This window comes from Bradyrhizobium agreste (assembly GCF_016031625.1).
In the GTDB taxonomy this organism is placed as follows: Bacteria; Pseudomonadota; Alphaproteobacteria; order Rhizobiales; family Xanthobacteraceae; genus Bradyrhizobium; species Bradyrhizobium agreste.
In genome coordinates, this window is record NZ_JACCHP010000012.1 from 182,624 (window position 1) to 201,410 (window position 18,787).

The 18,787-nt window shown below is 65.1% G+C and carries 18 protein-coding genes; 4 read left to right on the forward strand and 14 right to left on the reverse strand.

Features of this window, described 5'->3' with window-relative positions; genetic code table 11:
• Window positions 1–97: 97 nt before the first annotated feature.
• Both HZZ13_RS20045 and HZZ13_RS20050 read right to left on the reverse strand, forming a co-directional pair.
• Complete coding sequence (locus HZZ13_RS20045; RefSeq protein WP_197961255.1) at window positions 98–886, reverse strand: ABC transporter permease; 789 nt, start codon at window positions 884–886, stop codon at window positions 98–100.
• A complete protein-coding gene (locus HZZ13_RS20050) occupies window positions 886–1,704 on the reverse strand; it encodes an ABC transporter ATP-binding protein (protein WP_197961256.1) in 819 nt (272 codons plus the stop codon). Before HZZ13_RS20050 ends, HZZ13_RS20045 begins: the two co-directional genes overlap by 1 nt.
• A 281-nt stretch (window positions 1,705–1,985) precedes the next feature.
• Between HZZ13_RS20050 and HZZ13_RS20055 the strand changes: the two genes are divergently transcribed.
• Window positions 1,986–2,768 carry an ATP-binding cassette domain-containing protein gene (locus HZZ13_RS20055; protein WP_197961257.1) on the forward strand — a complete coding sequence of 261 codons (783 nt, stop codon included), beginning with the start codon at window positions 1,986–1,988 and terminating at the stop codon, window positions 2,766–2,768.
• Window positions 2,765–4,324 carry a glycine betaine ABC transporter substrate-binding protein gene (locus tag HZZ13_RS20060; RefSeq protein WP_197961258.1) on the forward strand — a complete coding sequence of 520 codons (1,560 nt, stop codon included), beginning with the start codon at window positions 2,765–2,767 and terminating at the stop codon, window positions 4,322–4,324. Before HZZ13_RS20055 ends, HZZ13_RS20060 begins: the two co-directional genes overlap by 4 nt.
• Before the next feature lie 5 nt (window positions 4,325–4,329).
• On the opposite strand, the gene HZZ13_RS20065 is transcribed toward HZZ13_RS20060, so the two are convergent.
• Together HZZ13_RS20065 and HZZ13_RS20070 are read right to left on the reverse strand one after the other, a co-directional pair.
• The gene (locus HZZ13_RS20065) at window positions 4,330–6,042 is read right to left on the reverse strand and encodes a sulfatase-like hydrolase/transferase (RefSeq protein ID WP_197961259.1); all 1,713 of its coding nucleotides are present in this window, start codon (window positions 6,040–6,042) and stop codon (window positions 4,330–4,332) included.
• Between the two features lie 208 nt (window positions 6,043–6,250).
• Window positions 6,251–6,904 (reverse strand): TetR/AcrR family transcriptional regulator, encoded by a 654-nt coding sequence (locus HZZ13_RS20070; protein WP_246504490.1) that lies wholly within the window; start codon window positions 6,902–6,904, stop codon window positions 6,251–6,253.
• A gap of 108 nt (window positions 6,905–7,012) precedes the next feature.
• On the opposite strand from HZZ13_RS20070, the gene HZZ13_RS20075 reads away from it, so the two are divergent.
• Window positions 7,013–7,633 (forward strand): hypothetical protein, encoded by a 621-nt coding sequence (locus HZZ13_RS20075; RefSeq protein WP_197961261.1) that lies wholly within the window; start codon window positions 7,013–7,015, stop codon window positions 7,631–7,633.
• A 222-nt stretch (window positions 7,634–7,855) separates the two neighbouring features.
• Here HZZ13_RS20075 and ilvC read toward each other — a convergent pair whose 3' ends face one another.
• The 8 genes from ilvC to miaA form a co-directional block, all read right to left on the reverse strand.
• Window positions 7,856–8,875 (reverse strand): ketol-acid reductoisomerase, encoded by a 1,020-nt coding sequence (ilvC, locus tag HZZ13_RS20080; protein ID WP_197961262.1) that lies wholly within the window; start codon window positions 8,873–8,875, stop codon window positions 7,856–7,858.
• Between the two features lie 134 nt (window positions 8,876–9,009).
• Complete coding sequence (locus tag HZZ13_RS20085; RefSeq protein ID WP_197961263.1) at window positions 9,010–9,612, reverse strand: LysE family translocator; 603 nt, start codon at window positions 9,610–9,612, stop codon at window positions 9,010–9,012.
• 7 nt (window positions 9,613–9,619) lie between these two features.
• Complete coding sequence (locus HZZ13_RS20090) at window positions 9,620–10,495, reverse strand: EamA family transporter (RefSeq protein WP_197961264.1); 876 nt, start codon at window positions 10,493–10,495, stop codon at window positions 9,620–9,622.
• A gap of 49 nt (window positions 10,496–10,544) precedes the next feature.
• Entirely contained in the window at window positions 10,545–11,240 is a 696-nt protein-coding gene (locus HZZ13_RS20095) for a class I SAM-dependent methyltransferase (protein ID WP_197961265.1), read from the reverse strand.
• Between the two features lie 3 nt (window positions 11,241–11,243).
• Window positions 11,244–11,786, reverse strand: a complete 543-nt coding sequence (gene ilvN / locus HZZ13_RS20100) for an acetolactate synthase small subunit (protein ID WP_080139379.1) — start codon at window positions 11,784–11,786, stop codon at window positions 11,244–11,246.
• Between the two features lie 23 nt (window positions 11,787–11,809).
• Window positions 11,810–12,781 carry a threonine dehydratase gene (locus tag HZZ13_RS20105; RefSeq protein ID WP_197961266.1) on the reverse strand — a complete coding sequence of 324 codons (972 nt, stop codon included), beginning with the start codon at window positions 12,779–12,781 and terminating at the stop codon, window positions 11,810–11,812.
• A gap of 4 nt (window positions 12,782–12,785) precedes the next feature.
• A complete protein-coding gene (locus HZZ13_RS20110) occupies window positions 12,786–14,561 on the reverse strand; it encodes an acetolactate synthase 3 large subunit (RefSeq protein ID WP_197961267.1) in 1,776 nt (591 codons plus the stop codon).
• 328 nt (window positions 14,562–14,889) lie between these two features.
• Window positions 14,890–15,831, reverse strand: coding sequence for a tRNA (adenosine(37)-N6)-dimethylallyltransferase MiaA (gene miaA / locus HZZ13_RS20115; RefSeq protein WP_197961268.1), 942 nt, complete (start codon window positions 15,829–15,831; stop codon window positions 14,890–14,892).
• 11 nt (window positions 15,832–15,842) lie between these two features.
• Between miaA and serB the strand changes: the two genes are divergently transcribed.
• The gene (gene serB, locus HZZ13_RS20120; protein WP_197961269.1) at window positions 15,843–16,748 is read left to right on the forward strand and encodes a phosphoserine phosphatase SerB; all 906 of its coding nucleotides are present in this window, start codon (window positions 15,843–15,845) and stop codon (window positions 16,746–16,748) included.
• A 119-nt stretch (window positions 16,749–16,867) separates the two neighbouring features.
• Here the strand turns inward: serB and HZZ13_RS20125 are convergent, their stop codons facing one another.
• Complete coding sequence (locus HZZ13_RS20125) at window positions 16,868–18,385, reverse strand: Do family serine endopeptidase (RefSeq protein WP_197961270.1); 1,518 nt, start codon at window positions 18,383–18,385, stop codon at window positions 16,868–16,870.
• 142 nt (window positions 18,386–18,527) lie between these two features.
• Window positions 18,528–18,734, reverse strand: coding sequence for a DUF2065 domain-containing protein (locus HZZ13_RS20130; protein ID WP_025038031.1), 207 nt, complete (start codon window positions 18,732–18,734; stop codon window positions 18,528–18,530).
• Window positions 18,735–18,787: the final 53 nt, after the last annotated feature.

Here is an 18,787-nt window from a genome sequence, read left to right on the forward strand (position 1 = left end):
AAGCACCGCCTGAGCGGGCTGTCCATCAGCCCTTCGGCGCAATGGCGTGCCCGGGCACAACCGAGATCGCATCGACGCGGCCAAGCCGACTTGCTTCCTACCCGCGCCCGTCCGACGCCGTCGGCCGCCACACCAGGAGGCGCCGCTCCACCAGCGTGACGCCGAAGTCGATCAGGATGACGAAAGCCGACAGCACGAACATGCCGGCGAACACGCCGGCAACGTCGAACACGCCCTCGGCCTGCTGGATCAGGTAGCCGAGCCCGGCCGCAGATCCCAGATATTCGCCGACCACCGCGCCGACCACGGCGAAGCCGACCGAGGTGTGCAGCGACGAGAACATCCAGGACAGCGCCGACGGCCAATAGACATGTTGCATCAACTGCCGCTCGCTCATGCCGAGCATGCGGCCATTGTCGAGCACGGTTCGGCTGACCTCCTTGACGCCCTGATAGACGTTGAAGAACACGATGAAGAACACCAAGGTGACGCCGAGCGCGACCTTGGACCAGATGCCGAGCCCGAGCCACAGCGCGAAGATTGGCGCCAGCACGACGCGCGGCAGTGCGTTGACCATCTTCACATAGGGGTCGAACACCGCGGCGACCAGCGGCTGGCGCGCGAACCAGAAGCCGACCAGGACCCCGCCGAGCGATCCGATCACGAAGGCGAGGATCGATTCCGCCAGGGTGATGCCGAGGTGCTTCCAGATCACGCCGGAGGCGAACCATTTCACGATCTGGCTGAACACGTCGAACGGATTGGAGAAGAAGAACGGCGGCAGCAGGATCTTGCCGAACACGGGCACGGTCGACAGCACCTGCCACAGCACGATGCCGACGACCGCGACCAGGACCTGCAGCGCGAACAGCGTGGGCCGCGACATCAGACCGCCTCCGCCGCCCGGGTGGACTGCGCGTAACCCTTCATCACCTCGTCCTTCAGCACGCTCCAGATCTCGCGATGGAGCGCATGGAATTCCTTGTCGAGACGCACCTCGAAGATGTCGCGCGGGCGGGCCAGGCCGACGCGCCAGTCGCCGATGATGCGCGAGGACGGCCCCGCCGACATGATCACGACGCGGTCGGCAAGCGCGATCGCCTCCTCCAGATCATGCGTCACGAACAGCACGGCCTTGCGGTCCGCATTCCACAAGTCGAGCAGCAGATTACCCATGACCTGACGCGTCTGCGCATCGAGCGGCCCGAACGGCTCGTCCATCAGAAGGATCTTCGGATCGCGGATCAGCACCTGCGCCAGCGCCACGCGCTTGCGCTGGCCGCCGGAGAGCATGTGCGGATAGCGGTTCGCGAAGGCGCCAAGGCCAACGGAGGTCAGCCATTTCAGGGCCTGCGACAAGGCTTCCGTGCGCGGCGTACCCTTGATCTCGAGCCCGATCGCGACATTGTCGAGCGCGGTCTTCCAGGGGAAGAGCGCATCGGCCTGGAACAAATAGCCGGCATCCCGATTCAGTCCTGCCAATGGCTGGTCGAAAATCCTGACGCTGCCTGCGGCGGGCTTGAGCAGGCCCGCCGCGACGTTGAGTAGCGTCGATTTTCCGCAGCCGGTCGGGCCGACGATGGCGACGAACTCGCCCTGCGCCACCGCGAGATGAGCCTTCTCCACCGCCGTATAGACCCGGCCGTCCCCCAGCCGGAACGCAACCTCGGTATCTTCCAGCGCCACTGCCGTGGGCGTCGTCATATGCTTCCTCCGAACTCAGCCCGATGCCTTAGCCGCTCGCGCCGCCAAGTTCAATCGAGGCGCCGGGCGTGCTACGTATGCCGTGCTGCCGCGCTCTTACCCTCCCCTGGAGGGGGAGGGTCGATCGCGCGCAGCGCGAGCGGGGTGGGGTGATCTCTCCACTCGGGCAGTATTCGACGCGGAGAGACCGTCACCCCACCCCGGTTCGCATTCCGCTTCGCTTCATGCGCACCGACCCTCCCCCTCCAGGGGAGGGTAAGAGAAAAGAGAGCTCACCTGCGATGTCCTCCAAACTGGCCATCAGCTACCACCACGTCACCAAGCGCTTCGGCTCCCTTGCCGCCGTCGACGACGTGTCGCTCGGCGTCGCCGCGGGTGAGTTTGTGGCGATCGTCGGTGGCTCGGGCTCGGGCAAGACCACGCTGCTGCGGCTCGCCAACCGGCTGATCGAGGCCGATAGCGGCACCATCACCGTCGAAGGCGAGGACGCGCGGAATGTCGATCCGGTCGCGCTGCGGCGCCGGATCGGCTACGTCTTCCAGAGCGGTGGGCTGTTTCCGCACTTAAGCGTCGCCGACAATATCGGCATCACACCGAAGCTGCTCGGCGAGCCGGTTGCGGCCGTGGCGGGGCGCGTCGACGAGCTGCTGGAGCTGGTGCAGCTCGACCGCACATCGCACCGCGAACGGCTGCCCGAGGACCTCTCCGGCGGCGAGCGCCAGCGCGTCGGCGTGGCGCGGGCGCTCGCGGCAAGACCCCGCATCATGCTGATGGACGAGCCGTTCGGCGCGCTCGATCCCCTCACCCGCGATGCGCTCGGTGACGACTATCGCACGTTGCACCGCAAGCTCGGCCTCACCACCGTGATGATCACGCATGACATGTCCGAGGCGATCCTGCTCGCCGACCGCATCGCGGTGATGCGCGGCGGACGATTGCTCGCACAGGGGACAGCTGCGGAGCTCTCGAGCAGCCGCGACGATTACGTGCTCGAGCTGTTGCGCACCCCGCGCCGCCAGGTCGAGCGGCTGAATGCGTTGCTTCCGATGGGCGGTGCGGCATGAGCATCTTCACCGATCCGCGCTGGGGCGAGGCGCTGTCGCATCTGCCGGACTACCTCGGCAACCATGTGCGGGTGAGCCTCGCCGCCCTCGCGCTTGGCCTCGCCGTGAGCTTGCCACTGGCGATTTTGACGCGCAACCGTCCGGCGCCGCGCGGCATCCTGCTCGCGTTCGCCAGCATCGTGCAGACCGTACCCGGGCTGGCGCTGCTCGCGCTGTTCTATCCGCTGTTGCTGCTGGCTGCTTCCCTCACGCTGGCTTGGTTCGGAATATCTTTCTCGGCATTCGGCTTCCTGCCCGCGATGCTGGCGCTGGCGCTCTATTCGATGCTGCCGGTGCTGCGCAACGGCATCACCGGCCTCAACGGCATCGATCCCGCGCTGATCGAGGCAGCGAAAGGCGTCGGCATGACCGCGCGGCAATCGCTGCTGATTGTCGAGCTGCCGCTCGCGCTGCCGGTGATGATGGCCGGCATCCGCACCGCGGCGGTGTGGGTGATCGGAACCGCGACGCTGTCGACGCCGATCGGGCAGACCAGCCTCGGCAATTACATTTTTGCCGGCCTTCAGACCCAGAACTGGGTATTCGTGCTGTTCGGCTGCGTGGCTTCCGCCCTGCTCGCGCTCGCAGTCGACCAGTTGCTTGGGCTGATCGAGACCGGCCTGCGGCTCCGCAACCGCGTGCGCAGCGGTCTCGGCGCGGTCGGAATCGCGGCGCTGGTCGCTGCAACGCTGGTACCGACCATGGGACGCTCGTCCTCAGGCTATGTGGTCGGCGCCAAAACCTTCGCCGAGCAATATGTGCTGTCGGCGTTGATGAGGGACCGCCTCGAGGCGGCAGGCCTCTCGGCTAGTGCGCGCTCCGGCCTCGGCTCCAGCGTGATCTTCGGGGCGCTGAAGGCCGGCGATATCGATCTCTATGTCGATTATTCCGGCACGCTCTGGGCCAACCAGCTGCATCGCACCGACATCAAGCCCCGCGCCGAGCTGGTCGCGGAATTGAAGACGGCGCTCGCCAAGGACAACATCACCCTGCTCGGCGAGCTCGGCTTTGAGAACGCCTATGCGCTGGTGATGCCAAGACGACGCGCCGAGGCGCTCGGCATCCGAACTGTCGCCGATCTCGCCGCACATGCGGCCACGCTGTCGATTGCCGGCGACTACGAGTTCTTCTCGCGCCCGGAATGGGCCGCGCTGCAAAAGGCCTATGTGCTGCAGTTCCGCACCCAGCGCCAGATGCAACCGGACTTCATGTATGCGGCCGTCGCCAGCGGCGAAGTCGACGTCATCGCCGGCTACACCAGCGACGGCTTGATCGCCAAATACGAGCTCACAGCGCTCGACGATCCCAAACACGCGATCCCGCCCTATGATGCTATCCTGCTGCTGGCGCCGAAACGCGCCGGCGACGAGCGACTGCAGGCGGCGCTCAAGCCATTGCTCGGCAAGATCGACATCGCCACCATGCGCGAGGCGAACCTCCGCGCCAGCGGCAATGATGCGAATTCATCGCCCGATGCTGTGGCGAAGTGGTTGTGGGAGAAAGTGGCTAAACGATAGGCCGGTTACAGCCCCCGGATCATCCCCGCATCGATCAACAGCCGGTTCAGCCGCCGCGCCTCGGCGCCGTCCTTGCAGCCGTAGAAGATGCCCTTGCAGCGGAGCATGATCTCTTTCTGCTCGGCAAAGGACGGGTCGAGCGGGATGCCGGCGGCTTCCTGAACCACCAGCGGCAGATAGGGACCGTCGATCGCATCCATCACGGCCTCGCTTCTAACCGGCTCGAAGTTGATGGCGTCGATGGCGTAATAAGTCGCGTAGAGGCGCGAATCGTAGGCGTCGAGCTTCTTGCCGATCGCGCCCGCATCGAGCCCGGGCTCGAGGATGGCAGGCGCAAATTCCGGCTGATGGTCGCCGTAGCGCACGATCAGGAAGGGCTCGCCGGGAAACGTTTTCCTCAAACCGGCAATAAACGCCTTGTACTGCTCGGCGCTCATACTCTGGCGGCGCAGATATTCGTCGATAGACGGCACATTCCCCGGCGCGCGCCAGTTCGGCAGCAGATCGGGACGGAAGCGGGTCTCCCAGGGGAAGTGGTTGGCACCGAGATAGATGAAGGTGAACAGCGGCTTGTTCGGCGGCTGCTGGCCGATCAGCTGAATCGCCTTGTCGTAGAAGAAGCTATCGGGCTCGACATCCTTGGCGCCCAGATCCTTGGAATCGAGGAAGCGCTCGATTCCCGTCGTCATCTGGAAGCTGCGCGCGCCCATGAAGCCGCCATGGGCCGGATAGAGCGACAGCGTATCATAGCCGCAGCGGCGCAGCGCCAGCGGCAGGCCGCGCTCGACCCGGTTCGAGGCGATGCGCGTGACGAAATAGGCGAAACGGCCGAACGAGCGCGAGGAGAGCCCTGCGAGCACGTTGTATTCGGTGAACCAGCTCGGCCCGCCATTGCTCTCGGCGAGGAACGTGCGCTGCTTGCCATCCCACGATTTGAAATGGTCGCCATAGCGCGGCGGCAACTTGATGCCCTGGGCGGCGCGGATGTCGAAGCTCGATTCATCATGGATCATGATGATGTTGGGGCGGCGGCCCGCGGGGTGGCAGGCATCGACCAGCGGCATGTTGAGCCGCTCGCCGGTCGAAGCCGCCGCCTCCATGAAGCCGTGCCGCGCAAAGTCGGAGACGGCCGTGACGCCGGAGCGGAAGAATTTCGAGAGATAGCCGTCGTCGTAATAGCCGCGCCAGGCCTCGTCCGGATGATAGAGCGAATAGCCGACCAGGGCGGCAAGGCAGGCGAGCTTGCAGGCGAGCGCCGGCAGGCGGCGGACGCGGAACGGATCGAGCCACCACAGCGCATACATCAGCGGCAGCGTGACGAGACCGGCCAGGATCACCGACCAGCGCAAATTCGGAAAGATCGTGAACAGGAACGCGACGGTGTCGCGGTCGATCATCATCAGGTCGATGAAGTTGGCCGTCATCTGCACGACGTCGTGCTTCAGCCGCGACAGCAGCACCAGCACGACGACCATGGTCAGCGACAGCGCGCCCGACAAGGCGGGGCGACGCAGCAGCGCGATCCAGAAGAAGTTGAGGATGCCCCAAGCCAGCGCGAAGGACAGGCGCGAGCCGAAATCGGTCTCGGTTTTGTACATCAGGGCGAGTGCCGCCAGATGCGGCGCTGCAACCGCGAGCAGCCGCCAGATGCCGAGCGCGGCGACGCTCGCCAGCACGGCGGTCGTGGCAGAAGGACCTGGATTGGGCGCGGACGCCATTGACGACAACGCAACTTCTGGTCCGGCGCGGTGATGCCAAGCCCCGCTGGCTCTCAAGACGGCCAGCGACGCCCGATGCAGCCGGAAGCCTGCACCGTGTCATAAAACTGTAACGGAACCGTCAAGGAGAGGCAACGCGCGGCGCGGTCGACCTTCGCTTAATGTTAGTGGCAAGCGCCGCCCAGCATCGACCAGAGCCACCGGCCTGCTAGAGCTTTGCGATACCTGCGATGAACAGATCGATCACTCCTTCAGCCATCTGCTCGATCTCGCCCTCCCCGACGCCCCAGCGCGGGAAATGGCCGTCGAGATTCATACGGGCGAAACCGTAGACGAGGGCGCGCCCGGCGATCTGGATGCGCTTGAGGTCAGCCGGCCGCAGCAGGCCTTGCTCTGCCGCATCAGCCAGCATCTGCTCCGTTAGCGCGATCAGCTCGGCATTGTCTCTTGTCAGCTCCGGCGAGCTGCCATGGGCAAAATAGCGTCCGGTCGAGAGGATCTCGAAATGCGCGGGATTGCGCATGGCCCAACGCAAATAGGCGAGACCAAAGGCGCGGAAGCGGCCGAGCGGGTCGGCGGCCGGAGCCTCAGCGAGTGCCGTCTCGATCTCGGCGCGGAAGCGCCGCTGTGCCTCCGCGGCGGCGGCCGCCATCAGCGCATCGCGGTTGGGAAAGTGTCGGAACGGCGCCCCCGGCGACACCGCGGCCCGGCGTGCGGCCTCCCGGACCGAGACTTCGGCGCCTTCCGCTGCGAGTTGCAGCGCAGCATCGATCAACACGCGGCGGAGGTCGCCATGGTGGTACGGCCGGGCTTCGGCGGCGGGGCGGCGGGGGCGCGGCTTGGACGGCTGGCGGACAGGCATGGAGCTTTTTAGCCTCACCCGAACGTGAATGTAAGCAATGATTACACCATTGACGCTGCCCTCAACCCCAAATGTAATCAGCGATTACATAAAAGGGAGATGCCCCATATGTCCGAAGCTCGAAGCTGGCTCGAAGGCTGGCGCCTGCTGACCGTCCTGTGCTTGAGCCTCGTCGCACTCAGCCTATGGATCGCCTCGATGCGGCAGTTCGAGGTCGAGGGCCTCCGGATGGTGATCCGCTTCACGGCGCGAAGCTCGCTCCTGTTGTTCTGCCTCGCCTTCAGCGCCGCGGCGCTGGCGCGGCTCTGGCCCAATGCCTGGACGCGCTGGCAAAAGCGCAACCGCCGCTATCTGGGCCTCAGCTTCGCGGTCTCCCACGCCATCCACGCGGCGGCGATCATGACGTTTGCCAGGATGGATCCGGCCGGGTTTGCCGAGGCCACTTCGGCGGCCTCCTACATCTTCGGCGGCGTCGGCTATGGCTTCATCATCGCCATGAGCGCGACGTCGTTCGATCGCACCGCCGCACTGATCGGCCCGCGCGGCTGGCGGGCCCTGCACCTCGTGGGCGGCTACTACCTCTGGTTCCAATTCATGGTCTCGTTCGGCAAGCGCGTGCCGACGATGCCGCTCTATGCCGCCTTCCTGCTTCCGTTGCTCATCGTGATGGCGCTGCGCATGATTGCGATGGCCCGCCATCCGCGCGGGCAGACCATCGCGGTGGGCTGAAGCGCTGGCTTGCTGTGGGCAGGAGACCCGAGCCGCTCGACTGCGCTTCAGTTCGCGGAGAATTGGAATGAAGCAGCAATGTCTCGGGCAAGACGAAAAGAGCGAGACCGCCGTTTGCGATCTCGCTCGAATAGGATTCAAGATTTGGCCTGAGCGACGCTCGTGCCTCGCTCGTCATTCCGGGGCGCGCGTTAAGGCGCCCCCGGAATGACGGCGTAGCCGTCAGTTCTTGCTCTTGTCGACCAGCGCGCCCTTCTTGATCCAGGGCATCATGTCGCGCAGCTTGGCGCCGACTTCCTCGATCGGATGCGCGGCGAGCTTGGCGCGGGTGGCCTTGAACGAGGTCTGGTTGACCTTGTTCTCGAGCATCCAGTCGCGGGCGAACTTGCCGCCCTGGATGTCGGCCAGGACCTTGCGCATCTCCTTCTTGGTCTCCTCGGTGATGATGCGCGGACCGGTGACGTACTCGCCATACTCGGCAGTGTTGGAGATCGAGTAGTTCATGTTGGCGATGCCGCCTTCATAGATCAGGTCGACGATCAGCTTGACCTCGTGCAGGCACTCGAAATAGGCCATCTCCGGCGCGTAGCCGGCTTCGACCAGGGTCTCGTAACCGCCCTTGATCAGTTCGACCAGGCCGCCGCAGAGCACCACCTGCTCGCCGAACAGGTCGGTCTCGCACTCTTCCTTGAAGGTGGTCTCGATGATGCCGGCGCGGCCGCCGCCGATCGCCGAGGCATAGGACAGGCCGAGGTCATGGGCATTGCCCGAGACGTCCTTCGCGATCGCGATCAGGCAGGGCACGCCGCCGCCGCGCTGATATTCCGAGCGCACGGTGTGGCCGGGGCCCTTCGGCGCGATCATCAGCACGTCGAGGTCGGCGCGCGGATCGAGCAGATTGAAGTGGACGTTGAGGCCATGGGCGAACACCAGGGCCGCGCCCTTCTTCATGTTGTCGTGCAGGTGCTCGCGGTAGATGTCGCCCTGGAGCTCGTCCGGGGTGAGCATCATGACGAGGTCGGCCCATTTGGCGGCTTCCGCAACTTCCAGCACCTTGAACCCGGCAGCTTCCGCCTTCTTGGCCGAGGCCGAACCCTTGCGCAGCGCAATGGCAACTTCCTTGACGCCGGAATCCTTCAGATTGAGCGCATGGGCATGGCCCTGGCTGCCATAGCCGACGATGGCGACCTTCTTGCCCTTGATCAGGTTCAGGTCGGCGTCGCGATCGTAATAAACACGCATAGGTCGTTTCCTCGTTCAGGGCCGAAACTCGGCCAATGGTCAGTGTCCGAAGGGTGAAATTTGCGGATTTCGGGGGCTGTCTAGAGCATTTTCAGCCCTGAGGGAAACCCGTTTCTGCATGGAAATCCGCGACATCATGCATCCATGAAAACGGGGTAGAGGGAGGCCAGCAGCAGGATCGCCATCAGAACGTTGAAGGCGCGCACCAACCGCTCCGAGGTCAGGACCGGCCGCAGCGCGGTGCCGAACAGCGCCCAGACCACGGTCGAGACCGTGCCGACGACGAGGCTGATCACGATCTGGATCGCGATATTGATCGGAAATTTGGCGATCGCGGCATAGGCGGTGATGGTGCCGATCACGATCACCCAGCCCTTGGCGTTGATCCACTGGAACATGGCCGCGCCCCAGAAGGTCATCGGGCCGCGGCCATTCTCCTCGCCCGGCTTGGCCGGACCGGCCATGGCGATCACGGCGGCCAGGTAAATCAGGTAGGCGGCGCCGGCATATTTCAGGATAGTCTGGAGGATCGGATAGGCGAGGAACACAGTGCCGAGCCCGAGGCCGACCGCGGCCACCATGAAGGCAAAGCCAATGACGATCCCGACGATGTGCGGGATGGTGCGGCGGAAGCCGTAAGTCAGGCCGGAGGACAGCAGCATGATATTGTTCGGCCCGGGCGTGAAGTACATTACGACCATGAAGACGAGGAAGGCGTAGAAGAGCGAGTAGGTCATCATCACCTCACGCCGTCTTCGGCAGAACTTGCGCCCGCTTTGCCAGCACCATCACGGCGATCCCGCCGATCACGGTCAGCATGCCGGCGAGGCGAAGGGGCCCGAACCGTTCGCCGAACACGATGCTGGAGGCCGCCGAGCCGACGAACGGCACCAGCAGCGCGAACGGCACGACTTGCGCAGCCTGATAGTCGCGCAGGAGGCGGCCCCAGAGCCAATAAGCGATGCTGGTGGAAATGCCGCCGAGCATCAGCATGCAAAGCGCCGACGACAGCGACATGTGCGTCAGCGACGTCCAGGTCGGCGCCGGTCCGTTGGCGATCAGCGCCAGCACGAACAGCGGCACGGCCGAGGCAAGGCAGAGCCAGGCAAACAGGTCGAACATCGGCACGCCGCGCGCACCACGCAGCAGGATATTGCCGATTGCGAAGCTGAGCGGCGAGATCATCAGCACCGCAAAGGCGGCCACGCTGAAATCATAGCCGACGGTGCCGCAGATCAGCAGCAAGCCCACCGCGGCGATAACAACGCCGAGCGTCTGCACCGGCGTCGGACGTTCGCCGAATAGGATCGCGGCAAAGCCGATCGTGAACAGTGCCTGGCTCTGCACGACGACGGAGGTGAGGCCCACCGGGACACCGTGGGCGATGCCATAGGCCTGCGACAGGAACTGACCCAGGAACAGCGTAAAGCTGATCGCGATCAGCAGCGACCAGGCAATTTTGGGCTTGCGGATGAACAGGCACGGCACCGCCGCAATGGTGAAGCGCAACGCCGTCATCAGCTCCGGCGAAAGCTCGTCGAGCGCGATCCGGCTTGCGACGAAGGCAAGCCCCCAGATGATCGCCACCATGACGGCGATGAGGATGTCGGCCGGCTTCATTGTTGTTTCCGGTTCTGCTTTGTCTCGCAGCCCTGTTTGTTGTTCTGGTCTAACCTTGCTCGCCGGCTTTCGGTTTCCGCAGAAGATACGTGCCGTGCATCGGCGCGTGGTAGTCGGCCGAGACCAGGGTGAAGCCGACGTCGGTCAGCATCCGCTCCATCACCCAGCCGAAGGTGGAATATTCGTCGCGCATGTGGGTCACCACGCCCTCGCGGGAGAAATCGTGGTTCTTGATCTGGAAGTCGGCCCATTGCTCGACGTCACGCTCGATCGCGTCGGGCATCGATGAGTAAACAATGTCACGGAGATAAAACGTCGCTCCGGGCTTGAGCGCGCGAAAAATCCGCGACATCGCCACCGCCTTCCAGAAATCCGGCAGATGGTGCAGCGTGAACTCGCTGACGATCAGATCGTAAGACTCGGGCCGGTAGGCGAAGCTGAGCAGGCCGGCGGATTGGGTGCGCATGGGCGCCTTGCGGTCGCGTGCGTAGATCTCGGCCAGCGCCAGCATCGCCGGCGAAATGTCGATGGCGTCGACGTCAGCGCCCATCAACGCCGCTTCGGTGGCGAGCACGCCGTTGCCGCAGCCGATATCGGCGATGCGCCAGCCACGCTGGACCCCGAGCATTTTCAGCGCGGCGCGCGCCCGCAGATCGGCATCGTCATGGTTGTCGTAGATCGAGGCCACCGCGGGCTCGATCCCCATCCGGTTCCGCTCGTTGTAGTACCAGTCGCGCGCCAGCATGGCTCACATCCCTTCAGGCCCGCGACCGATCGCGGCAACACCGGTGCGCGACACCTCGACGAGGCCGAGCGGGCGCATCAGGTCGATAAATTGATTGATCTTGTCCGTATTGCCTGTGATCTCGAACACAAAGCTCTCGGTGGTGGCGTCGATCACCCGGGCGCGGAACGCATCCGCCAGCCTCAGCGCCTCGACCCGATGCTCGCCCTGCCCGCGCACCTTGACCATCGCCAGCTCGCGCTCGATCGAGCGCTTGGTCTGGGTCATGTCGACGACCTGATACACCGGGATCATGCGGTCGAGCTGGTTCTTGATCTGCGCGATCACCATCGGCGTGCCCGTGGTGACGATGGTGATGCGCGACAGATGCTTCTGCGCCTCGGTCTCCGAGACCGTAAGGCTCTCGATGTTGTAGCCGCGCCCCGAGAACAGGCCGATGACGCGCGCGAGCACGCCCGGCTCGTTCTGCACGAGCACCGCAAGCGTATGCGTCTCATTGGGATCGTGGCGGTCCTCGATGAAATAAGCGGATGCGGGCTGGTTCATTGTCGTCCCCTCTTGTCTCTCCGTCACGCCATCGCTGGCGCGTCCGTCCCGACCCAACGGCGGAACAGATCGAAATCGATATTGCCACCGGACAGCACGAGACCGACGCGCTTGCCCTTCAGCTTGCTCTTTTCCTGCAGCGCCGCCGCCAGCGCGGCTGCGCCGGCGCCTTCGGCGAGATTATGCGTATCGGTCCAATAGGCGCGGATCGCGCCGGCGACCTCGTCGTCGGTGACCTCTATGATGCGCGAGGCGCCCTTGCGGATCAGCGCGAACGCATCCTCGTCGGGGATGCGCGTCGCCATGCCGTCGGCGTGCGTGTTGCTGGTTTCGGTCGTCACGATTTTTCCGGCCGCGAACGACAGCGCATAGGACGGCGCTTCCGTCGACTGCACGCCGACGATCTCGGTTTTCAGGCCGAGCAGGTCGCGCGCCATGATGCAGCCGCAGATGCCGGAGCCCTGCCCGATCGGCACGTAGAGGATATCAAGGTCGGGCACTGCGCGGAGCAGTTCGAGCGCGTAGGTCGCAACACCAAGAACGAGATCAGGGTGGAACGAGGGCACCATGTGGAGCCCGGCGAACTGCGCGCGGCGCTCGGCTTCCTCACGTGCCGCCTGAAAGTCCTCGCCGTGTTCGACGAGTTCGGCACCAAAGGCCTTCATCGCGCGGTTCTTCTCGACCGAGTTGCCGCGCGGCACATAGATCACCGCCGGCACGCCGTGGCGGCTCGCGGCAAAGGCGAGGCTCTGACCGTGATTGCCGCGCGTAGCCGAGATGATGCCCGATGTCTTCGGCCGCTCGCGCTTCAGCCGTTCGAGATAGACGAGGCCGCCGCGCACCTTGAAGGCGCCGATCGGCGTGTGGTTCTCGTGCTTGACCACGACCTCGGTGCCGAGCCGACGTGCGAGCAACGGCCAGGCATGCGCCGGCGTTGCCGGCACCGCCTGCCCCACGATCGCATGTGCGCGCTCGAGCTCCCTCAGGTCGAACATGGCCTCACACCAGCGCCTTGCCGCCGGCGAATGCCTTCGCGGTGGCCTCGTCGTTGGCCTGCTCCGGCAGCAGCATCTCGTTGTGAGCCTTGCCCGAGGGGATCATCGGGAAGCAGTTTTCGAGTGCCGCGACACGGCAGTCGAACAGCACCGGGCGCTTGACCGAGATCATCTCCTTGATGGCGCCATCGAGATCGGCCGGCTTGTGCACCTGGAGGCCGACGGCGCCGTAGGCCTCGGCAAGCTTGACGAAATCCGGCAGCGCCTCCGAATAGGAATGCGACAGGCGGTTGCCGTGCAGCAGCTGCTGCCATTGGCGCACCATGCCCATGTACTGATTGTTCAGGATGAAGATCTTGATCGGCAGCTCGTACTGAACCGCCGTCGACATCTCCTGCATCGTCATCTGCACCGAGGCATCGCCCGCAATGTCGATGACGAGGCTGTCCGGGTGCGCCACCTGCACGCCGACCGCGGCCGGCAGGCCGTAGCCCATCGTGCCGAGACCGCCAGAGGTCATCCAGCGATGCGGCTCCTCGAAGCCGTAGAACTGCGCCGCCCACATCTGATGCTGGCCGACCTCGGTCGTGATGTAGGTATCCTTGCCGCGCGTCTGCTCGAACAAGGCCTGGATCGCGTGCTGCGGCAGGATGACGTCGTTGCTCTTCTTGTAATAGAGCGAGTTGCGGGCGCGCCATTGCGCGATCTGCTGCCACCACGACCTGATGTCGGGCTTCTTCGCCTCCGCCTTGAACACCTGGAGGATGTCGCCGAGGACGTTGCCGCAATCGCCGATGATCGGCACGTCGACGCGGATGTTCTTGTTGATCGAAGACGGATCGATGTCGATGTGGATCTTCTTCGAGCCGGGCGAGAACGCATCGACGCGGCCGGTGATGCGGTCGTCGAAGCGCGCGCCGACGCACAGCATGACGTCGCAATCATGCATGGTCATGTTGGCCTCGTAGGTGCCGTGCATGCCGAGCATGCCGAGCCAGTTCTTGCCCGACGCCGGATAGGCGCCGAGGCCCATCAGGGTCGAGGTGATCGGAAAACCGGTGACCTCGACCAGCTCGCGCAACAGCTTGGTCGCCTCTAGGCCGGAATTGATCACGCCGCCGCCGCTGTAAATCACGGGACGCTTGGCGTTCGCGAGCAGCGAGACCGCTTTACGGATCTGCGCCGCATCGCCCTTCAGGCGCGGCGCGTAGGAGCGGTGCACGTCCGACTTGCGCGGCGGATGATAGGTGCCGGTGGCGAACTGCACGTCCTTGGGGACGTCGACCAGCACCGGGCCCGGACGGCCCGAGGTTGCGACGTAGAAGGCCTCATGCAGCACCTTGGCGAGATCGTTGACGTCGCGCACCAGCCAATTGTGCTTGGTGCAGGGGCGCGTGATGCCGACGGTGTCGCATTCCTGGAACGCGTCGTTGCCGATCAGATGCGTCGGCACCTGGCCGGAGATGCAGACCAGCGGGATCGAGTCCATCAGGGCATCCGTCAGCGGCGTCACCATGTTGGTGGCGCCGGGGCCGGACGTCACCAGCGCGACGCCTGGCTTGCCGGTGGAGCGCGCATAGCCCTCGGCGGCATGGCCCGCGCCCTGCTCGTGGCGGACCAAGATGTGCTGGACCTGGCTCTGCTGGAAGATCTCGTCATAGATCGGAAGCACCGCGCCGCCGGGATAGCCGAAAATGTCGGTCACGCCGTGGTCGATGAGTGCGCGAACGATCATCGCTGCGCCGGTCATCTGGTTCGGATCGTGGCTCTTGTCGCTCATTGGCTTGCTCCGGATGCGCTGTTGTCAGCGGCTTCATTCGTGTCGGGTTCGGGAAATAAAAAAGGCCCCGAAGAGGGCCCATGCACACCGCCTGTCATGTGGATGGCAGCTAGCCACCCCCGGCGGTGTGCCTGGGTACGACGGCGATAAGGAGTTTGGTAATAATGTTACGCATGGCGGGCGCCCGGCTTCCCAAAGGTTGCGCGAAACATAGCGGCCAAAGCCTGGATGTCAAGGCAATGCGGCCGTTCTCGCGCGATTTTGGCAGTGTAGCGGTGTTCCCGGGGTTCGGCGAGAGGTAAATCGCCGAACCCGGCACAAAAGCGCGTCAGTTGCAGTCCCGCTCCGACGTCACGATCGCGGCGAGCCATCCCCTCGCCTCCGCCGGCCTCAACCACTCGAAATGCGGCAGTTGGTGTCGGAACCAGGTGAATTGGCGCTTGGCATAGTGGCGGGTATCGGCGCGGCCAATGCTGGCGGCCTCCTCCAGACTGAGCTCGCCGCGCAGATGCCGGATCAAGGACGGCACGCCGTGGGCCTTCATGGCCGGCAGCAGCGGATCGAGATGCCTGGCGGCGAGCCGCTCGACCTCCTTGAGCGCGCCGGCGCCCAGCATGGCATCGAAACGGGCATCGATCCGGGCATAGAGCTCGTCACGCTCTGGGGCGAGGAAGACCGCGCGAAAACTGTCCTTGGGCAGCAGCGGCGGCTGTCCCTCCCGGTGCCAATCGAGCAGCGAACGGCCGGTGGCCTCGATCACCTCGAGCGCGCGGGCGATGCGGGTGCGGTCGCGCAGCTTCAATCGCTCGGCCGCGCGAGGATCGCGGGCTGCGAGTTCCGCGTGCAGCGCTTCGACGCCATTCCGCTCCAGCCGCGCGCGCACATCGTCGCGCAGCTCGGCGGGGATCGGCGGCACCACGGAGAGACCTGTGGTCAGCGCCTTGAAATAGAGCCCGGTGCCGCCGATGAAGATCGGCAGCCGTCGCTCGGCCCTCGCCTCATGGAGCGCCTTCGCCGCATCGCTTACCCAGGCACCGGCCGAGAAATTCACGGCGGCGTCGACGTGGCCATAGAGACGATGCGGCACCAGCGCCTCGTCCGCCGCGGTCGGCCGCGCCGTGATGATGCGGAGGTCACGATACACCTGCATGGAATCGGCATTGATGACGACGCCGCGGGCGGCAAGCGCAAGCTCGAGCGCCAGCGCCGACTTGCCGCTGGCGGTCGGGCCTGCGATAAGCACGGCCTTGCTCGAATGCCCCTCGCTCACGAAAACCTCAAATGTCCCTCGTCGCCACGCTGATCTGCAACCCCGACAATCCCGCGCTCGATACGACCATCGTCGATGGCGCCCGCGCCGTGCTGCCGCAGGCGGCGCCGGCGCACTGGCTGTGCGACGGGGTTGCGGTCGACATTCCCTTCGGCGCCGACAGTAACCTCGAAGGCGACCGCCACGCCATCGAGCAGCGGTTGCGCGAGCTCCGCGGCGACCTGCCCATCGACATCGTCGTGCAGCCTGTTGGCTTCAGGCGCAAGAAGCTTTTTCTCGCCGACATGGATTCCACCATGATCGGCCAGGAATGCATCGACGAGCTCGCCGATTTCGTCGGTGTCAAGGCGCATGTCGCCGCCATCACCGAGCGCGCCATGCGCGGCGAGATCGAGTTCGAGCCGGCGCTGCGCGAGCGCGTCGCGCTGCTCAAGGACCTGCCCGCCAGCGCGGTCGACGAGGTCCTGGCCAAGCGCATCACGCTGACGCCGGGCGGCCGCGAGTTGGTCGCGACCATGCGCGCGAACGGCGCCTATACCTGCCTCGTCTCCGGAGGCTTTACATTGTTCACGCGCGCGGTCGCCGCCAAGCTCGGCTTCCAGGAGAACCGCGCCAACGAGCTCGTCGTGCGCGACGGCAAGTTCACCGGCGAAGTGAAGGAGCCGATCCTGGGCCGCGCCGCGAAGCTCGCGACGCTGGTGGATTTGATGGAATCGTTCGATCTCGACGACATCGACTCGGTCGTGGTCGGCGACGGCGCCAATGACCTGGCGATGATTCAGGCCGCGGGGCTGGGCGTGGCCTATCATGCGAAGCCGGCGGTGGCTGCTGCCGCCGCCGCGCGGATTGATCATGGCGATCTCACCGCGCTGCTGTATGCACAAGGATACAAGCGCGAGGAGTTTGTGGAGGGCTGACGCAATCGTCGTTCCGGGATGGTGCGAAGCACCAAACCTCAGGTGCGCAATTGCGCACCGGCGGAACCTCGAGATCCCGGGTTCGATGCTTCGCATCGCCCCCGGAATGACGGATGAAGTTACTGCACGCTCAGCGCGACGAACCGCAGCTCACCGTCGCCGTTCGAGACCAGCAGCAGCACCGATTTCTTGCCCTCCTTCTTGAGCTGATCGACCCGCTTCTGGATGTCGGCGCCGCTCGACACCGCCTCCTGCGCCACCTCGACGATGACGTCGCCGGCGGACAGGCGCTTCTCGGCGGCGTCCGAATTGGCGTCGACATTGGTGACGACCACGCCCTTGACGCTGTCCTTGATCTTGTAGCGCGTACGCAGATCCTTGTTCAGCGTTGCGAGATCGAGGCCGAGCGCCTTCTGCGTCACCGGCTTCTCCGGCGCCGGCTCGTCGGTCCTCACCGCCGCCTGCACCTTGTCGGGATCCTGGAGGCGGCCGAGCGTGACCTTCTTGGTCTCCTCCTGGCCCTTGCGGATGATGACGACGTCGACCTCCTTGCCGACCGCGGTGTCGGCGACGACGCGGGACAGGTCCTTCGGGTCCTTGACGTCCCTGCCGTCGAACTTGACGACGACGTCGCCGGGCTCAATGCCGGCGGGCTTGGCCGGGCCCTTGTCGTCGACGCCGGCGACCAGCGCACCGCGCGCGGGCTTGATGTTGAGGCTCTCGGCGATCTCGTCGGTGACGCTCTGGATGCGCACGCCGAGCCAGCCGCGGCGGAGCTCGCCGAACTGGCGGAGCTGGTCGACGACGCCCACCACCGTCTTCGACGGCACGGCGAAGCCGATGCCGATGGAGCCGCCGGACGGCGAGATGATCAGCGTGTTGACGCCGATGACGTCGCCGTCGAGGTTGAACAGCGGGCCGCCGGAATTGCCGCGGTTGATGGAGGCGTCGGTCTGGATGTAGCTGTCGTACGGTCCGGAGGAGATGTCGCGGTTCTTGGCCGAGACGATGCCGGCCGTCACCGTGCCACCGAGGCTGAAGGGATTGCCGATCGCGACCACCCAGTCGCCGAGACGCAGCTTGTCGCTGTCGCCGAACTTCACCGCGACCAGCGGCTTCGGCGGCTTGATCCTGAGCACGGCGAGATCGGTCTTCTTGTCGACGCCGACCAGCTCGGCCTTGATCTTGGTGCCGTCGTTGAGGATGACGTGGATCTCGTCGGCATCCGCAATGACGTGGTTGTTGGTGACGACGACGCCCGACGTGTCGATGATGAATCCGCTTCCGAGCGAGTTGGTCTTGCGCGGCGGGTTGTTCTCGCCGCCCTTGCTGCCGCCACCGGGGCCCCGGCGGTTCTTGAAGAAGTCGTCGAAGAACTCCTCGAACGGCGATCCGGGCGGCAGTTGCGGCATGGTGTTGCTGCCGCCTCCCTTGGCATCGACCGTCTGCGAGGTCGAGATGTTGACCACCGCGTCGATCACCTTCTCGGCGACGTCGGCGATGCCATCCGGTCCACGCGCATGGGCAGGCGTGCCGAACGCGCTGAAAGCACCGATGGCGAGCGCGACCAGCCCAAGTCGAACACCAAATCGCGCGCAGCGGCGCGAGCGGGACGGGGCAATGGTGGCAGCGGTCATTGTGATCTCCAGAGAAAGGGATTCGGCGCCAGACTGCGCTCGAACGGGGGCACGGCGCAAGCGCGGAGCTTCACGGGCCTCAACAGCCCGATAATAAGGCGAAAACCTGTCTGACGCCTTCACTTTGGCGTTGGCCGAGGCCTTAAATCGGGCGCCGCATAACCCAGATCAGGACCAGGCCGGCCACGGCCGAGCCGATTCCGACCGCCCGCAGGATGTTGTCCGGCGTGGCGATGGCGCTTTTCATGGCTTTGCGCATCCAGTTTGGACTGGCTGCGAACATCAAGCCTTCGAGCACGAACAGGATGCCTAGGCCGATGAGGAAGTCGGCGAACGCAATGGACCTCATCGGAATGGAACCTCCCGCTATGCTGTTCTTGTCTGGACGAAGGGCGGCGAAAT

What these genes read in the sequence shown, in the direction of transcription:
- HZZ13_RS20060 (WP_197961258.1), top strand. Translation starts at nt 2,765, where the DNA reads ATGAGCATCTTCACCGATCCGCGCTGGGGCGAGGCGCTGTCGCATCTG.
- ilvN (WP_080139379.1), bottom strand. Translation starts at nt 11,786, where the DNA reads ATGAACCAGCCCGCATCCGCTTATTTCATCGAGGACCGCCACGATCCC.
- HZZ13_RS20090 (WP_197961264.1), bottom strand. Translation starts at nt 10,495, where the DNA reads ATGAAGCCGGCCGACATCCTCATCGCCGTCATGGTGGCGATCATCTGG.
- ilvC (WP_197961262.1), bottom strand. Translation starts at nt 8,875, where the DNA reads ATGCGTGTTTATTACGATCGCGACGCCGACCTGAACCTGATCAAGGGC.
- HZZ13_RS20075 (WP_197961261.1), top strand. Translation starts at nt 7,013, where the DNA reads ATGTCCGAAGCTCGAAGCTGGCTCGAAGGCTGGCGCCTGCTGACCGTC.
- HZZ13_RS20110 (WP_197961267.1), bottom strand. Translation starts at nt 14,561, where the DNA reads ATGAGCGACAAGAGCCACGATCCGAACCAGATGACCGGCGCAGCGATG.
- HZZ13_RS20050 (WP_197961256.1), bottom strand. Translation starts at nt 1,704, where the DNA reads ATGACGACGCCCACGGCAGTGGCGCTGGAAGATACCGAGGTTGCGTTC.
- HZZ13_RS20085 (WP_197961263.1), bottom strand. Translation starts at nt 9,612, where the DNA reads ATGACCTACTCGCTCTTCTACGCCTTCCTCGTCTTCATGGTCGTAATG.
- HZZ13_RS20065 (WP_197961259.1), bottom strand. Translation starts at nt 6,042, where the DNA reads ATGGCGTCCGCGCCCAATCCAGGTCCTTCTGCCACGACCGCCGTGCTG.
- HZZ13_RS20045 (WP_197961255.1), bottom strand. Translation starts at nt 886, where the DNA reads ATGTCGCGGCCCACGCTGTTCGCGCTGCAGGTCCTGGTCGCGGTCGTC.
- HZZ13_RS20055 (WP_197961257.1), top strand. Translation starts at nt 1,986, where the DNA reads ATGTCCTCCAAACTGGCCATCAGCTACCACCACGTCACCAAGCGCTTC.
- HZZ13_RS20130 (WP_025038031.1), bottom strand. Translation starts at nt 18,734, where the DNA reads ATGAGGTCCATTGCGTTCGCCGACTTCCTCATCGGCCTAGGCATCCTG.
- HZZ13_RS20070 (WP_246504490.1), bottom strand. Translation starts at nt 6,904, where the DNA reads ATGCCTGTCCGCCAGCCGTCCAAGCCGCGCCCCCGCCGCCCCGCCGCC.
- serB (WP_197961269.1), top strand. Translation starts at nt 15,843, where the DNA reads ATGTCCCTCGTCGCCACGCTGATCTGCAACCCCGACAATCCCGCGCTC.
- HZZ13_RS20105 (WP_197961266.1), bottom strand. Translation starts at nt 12,781, where the DNA reads ATGTTCGACCTGAGGGAGCTCGAGCGCGCACATGCGATCGTGGGGCAG.
- HZZ13_RS20095 (WP_197961265.1), bottom strand. Translation starts at nt 11,240, where the DNA reads ATGCTGGCGCGCGACTGGTACTACAACGAGCGGAACCGGATGGGGATC.
- HZZ13_RS20125 (WP_197961270.1), bottom strand. Translation starts at nt 18,385, where the DNA reads ATGACCGCTGCCACCATTGCCCCGTCCCGCTCGCGCCGCTGCGCGCGA.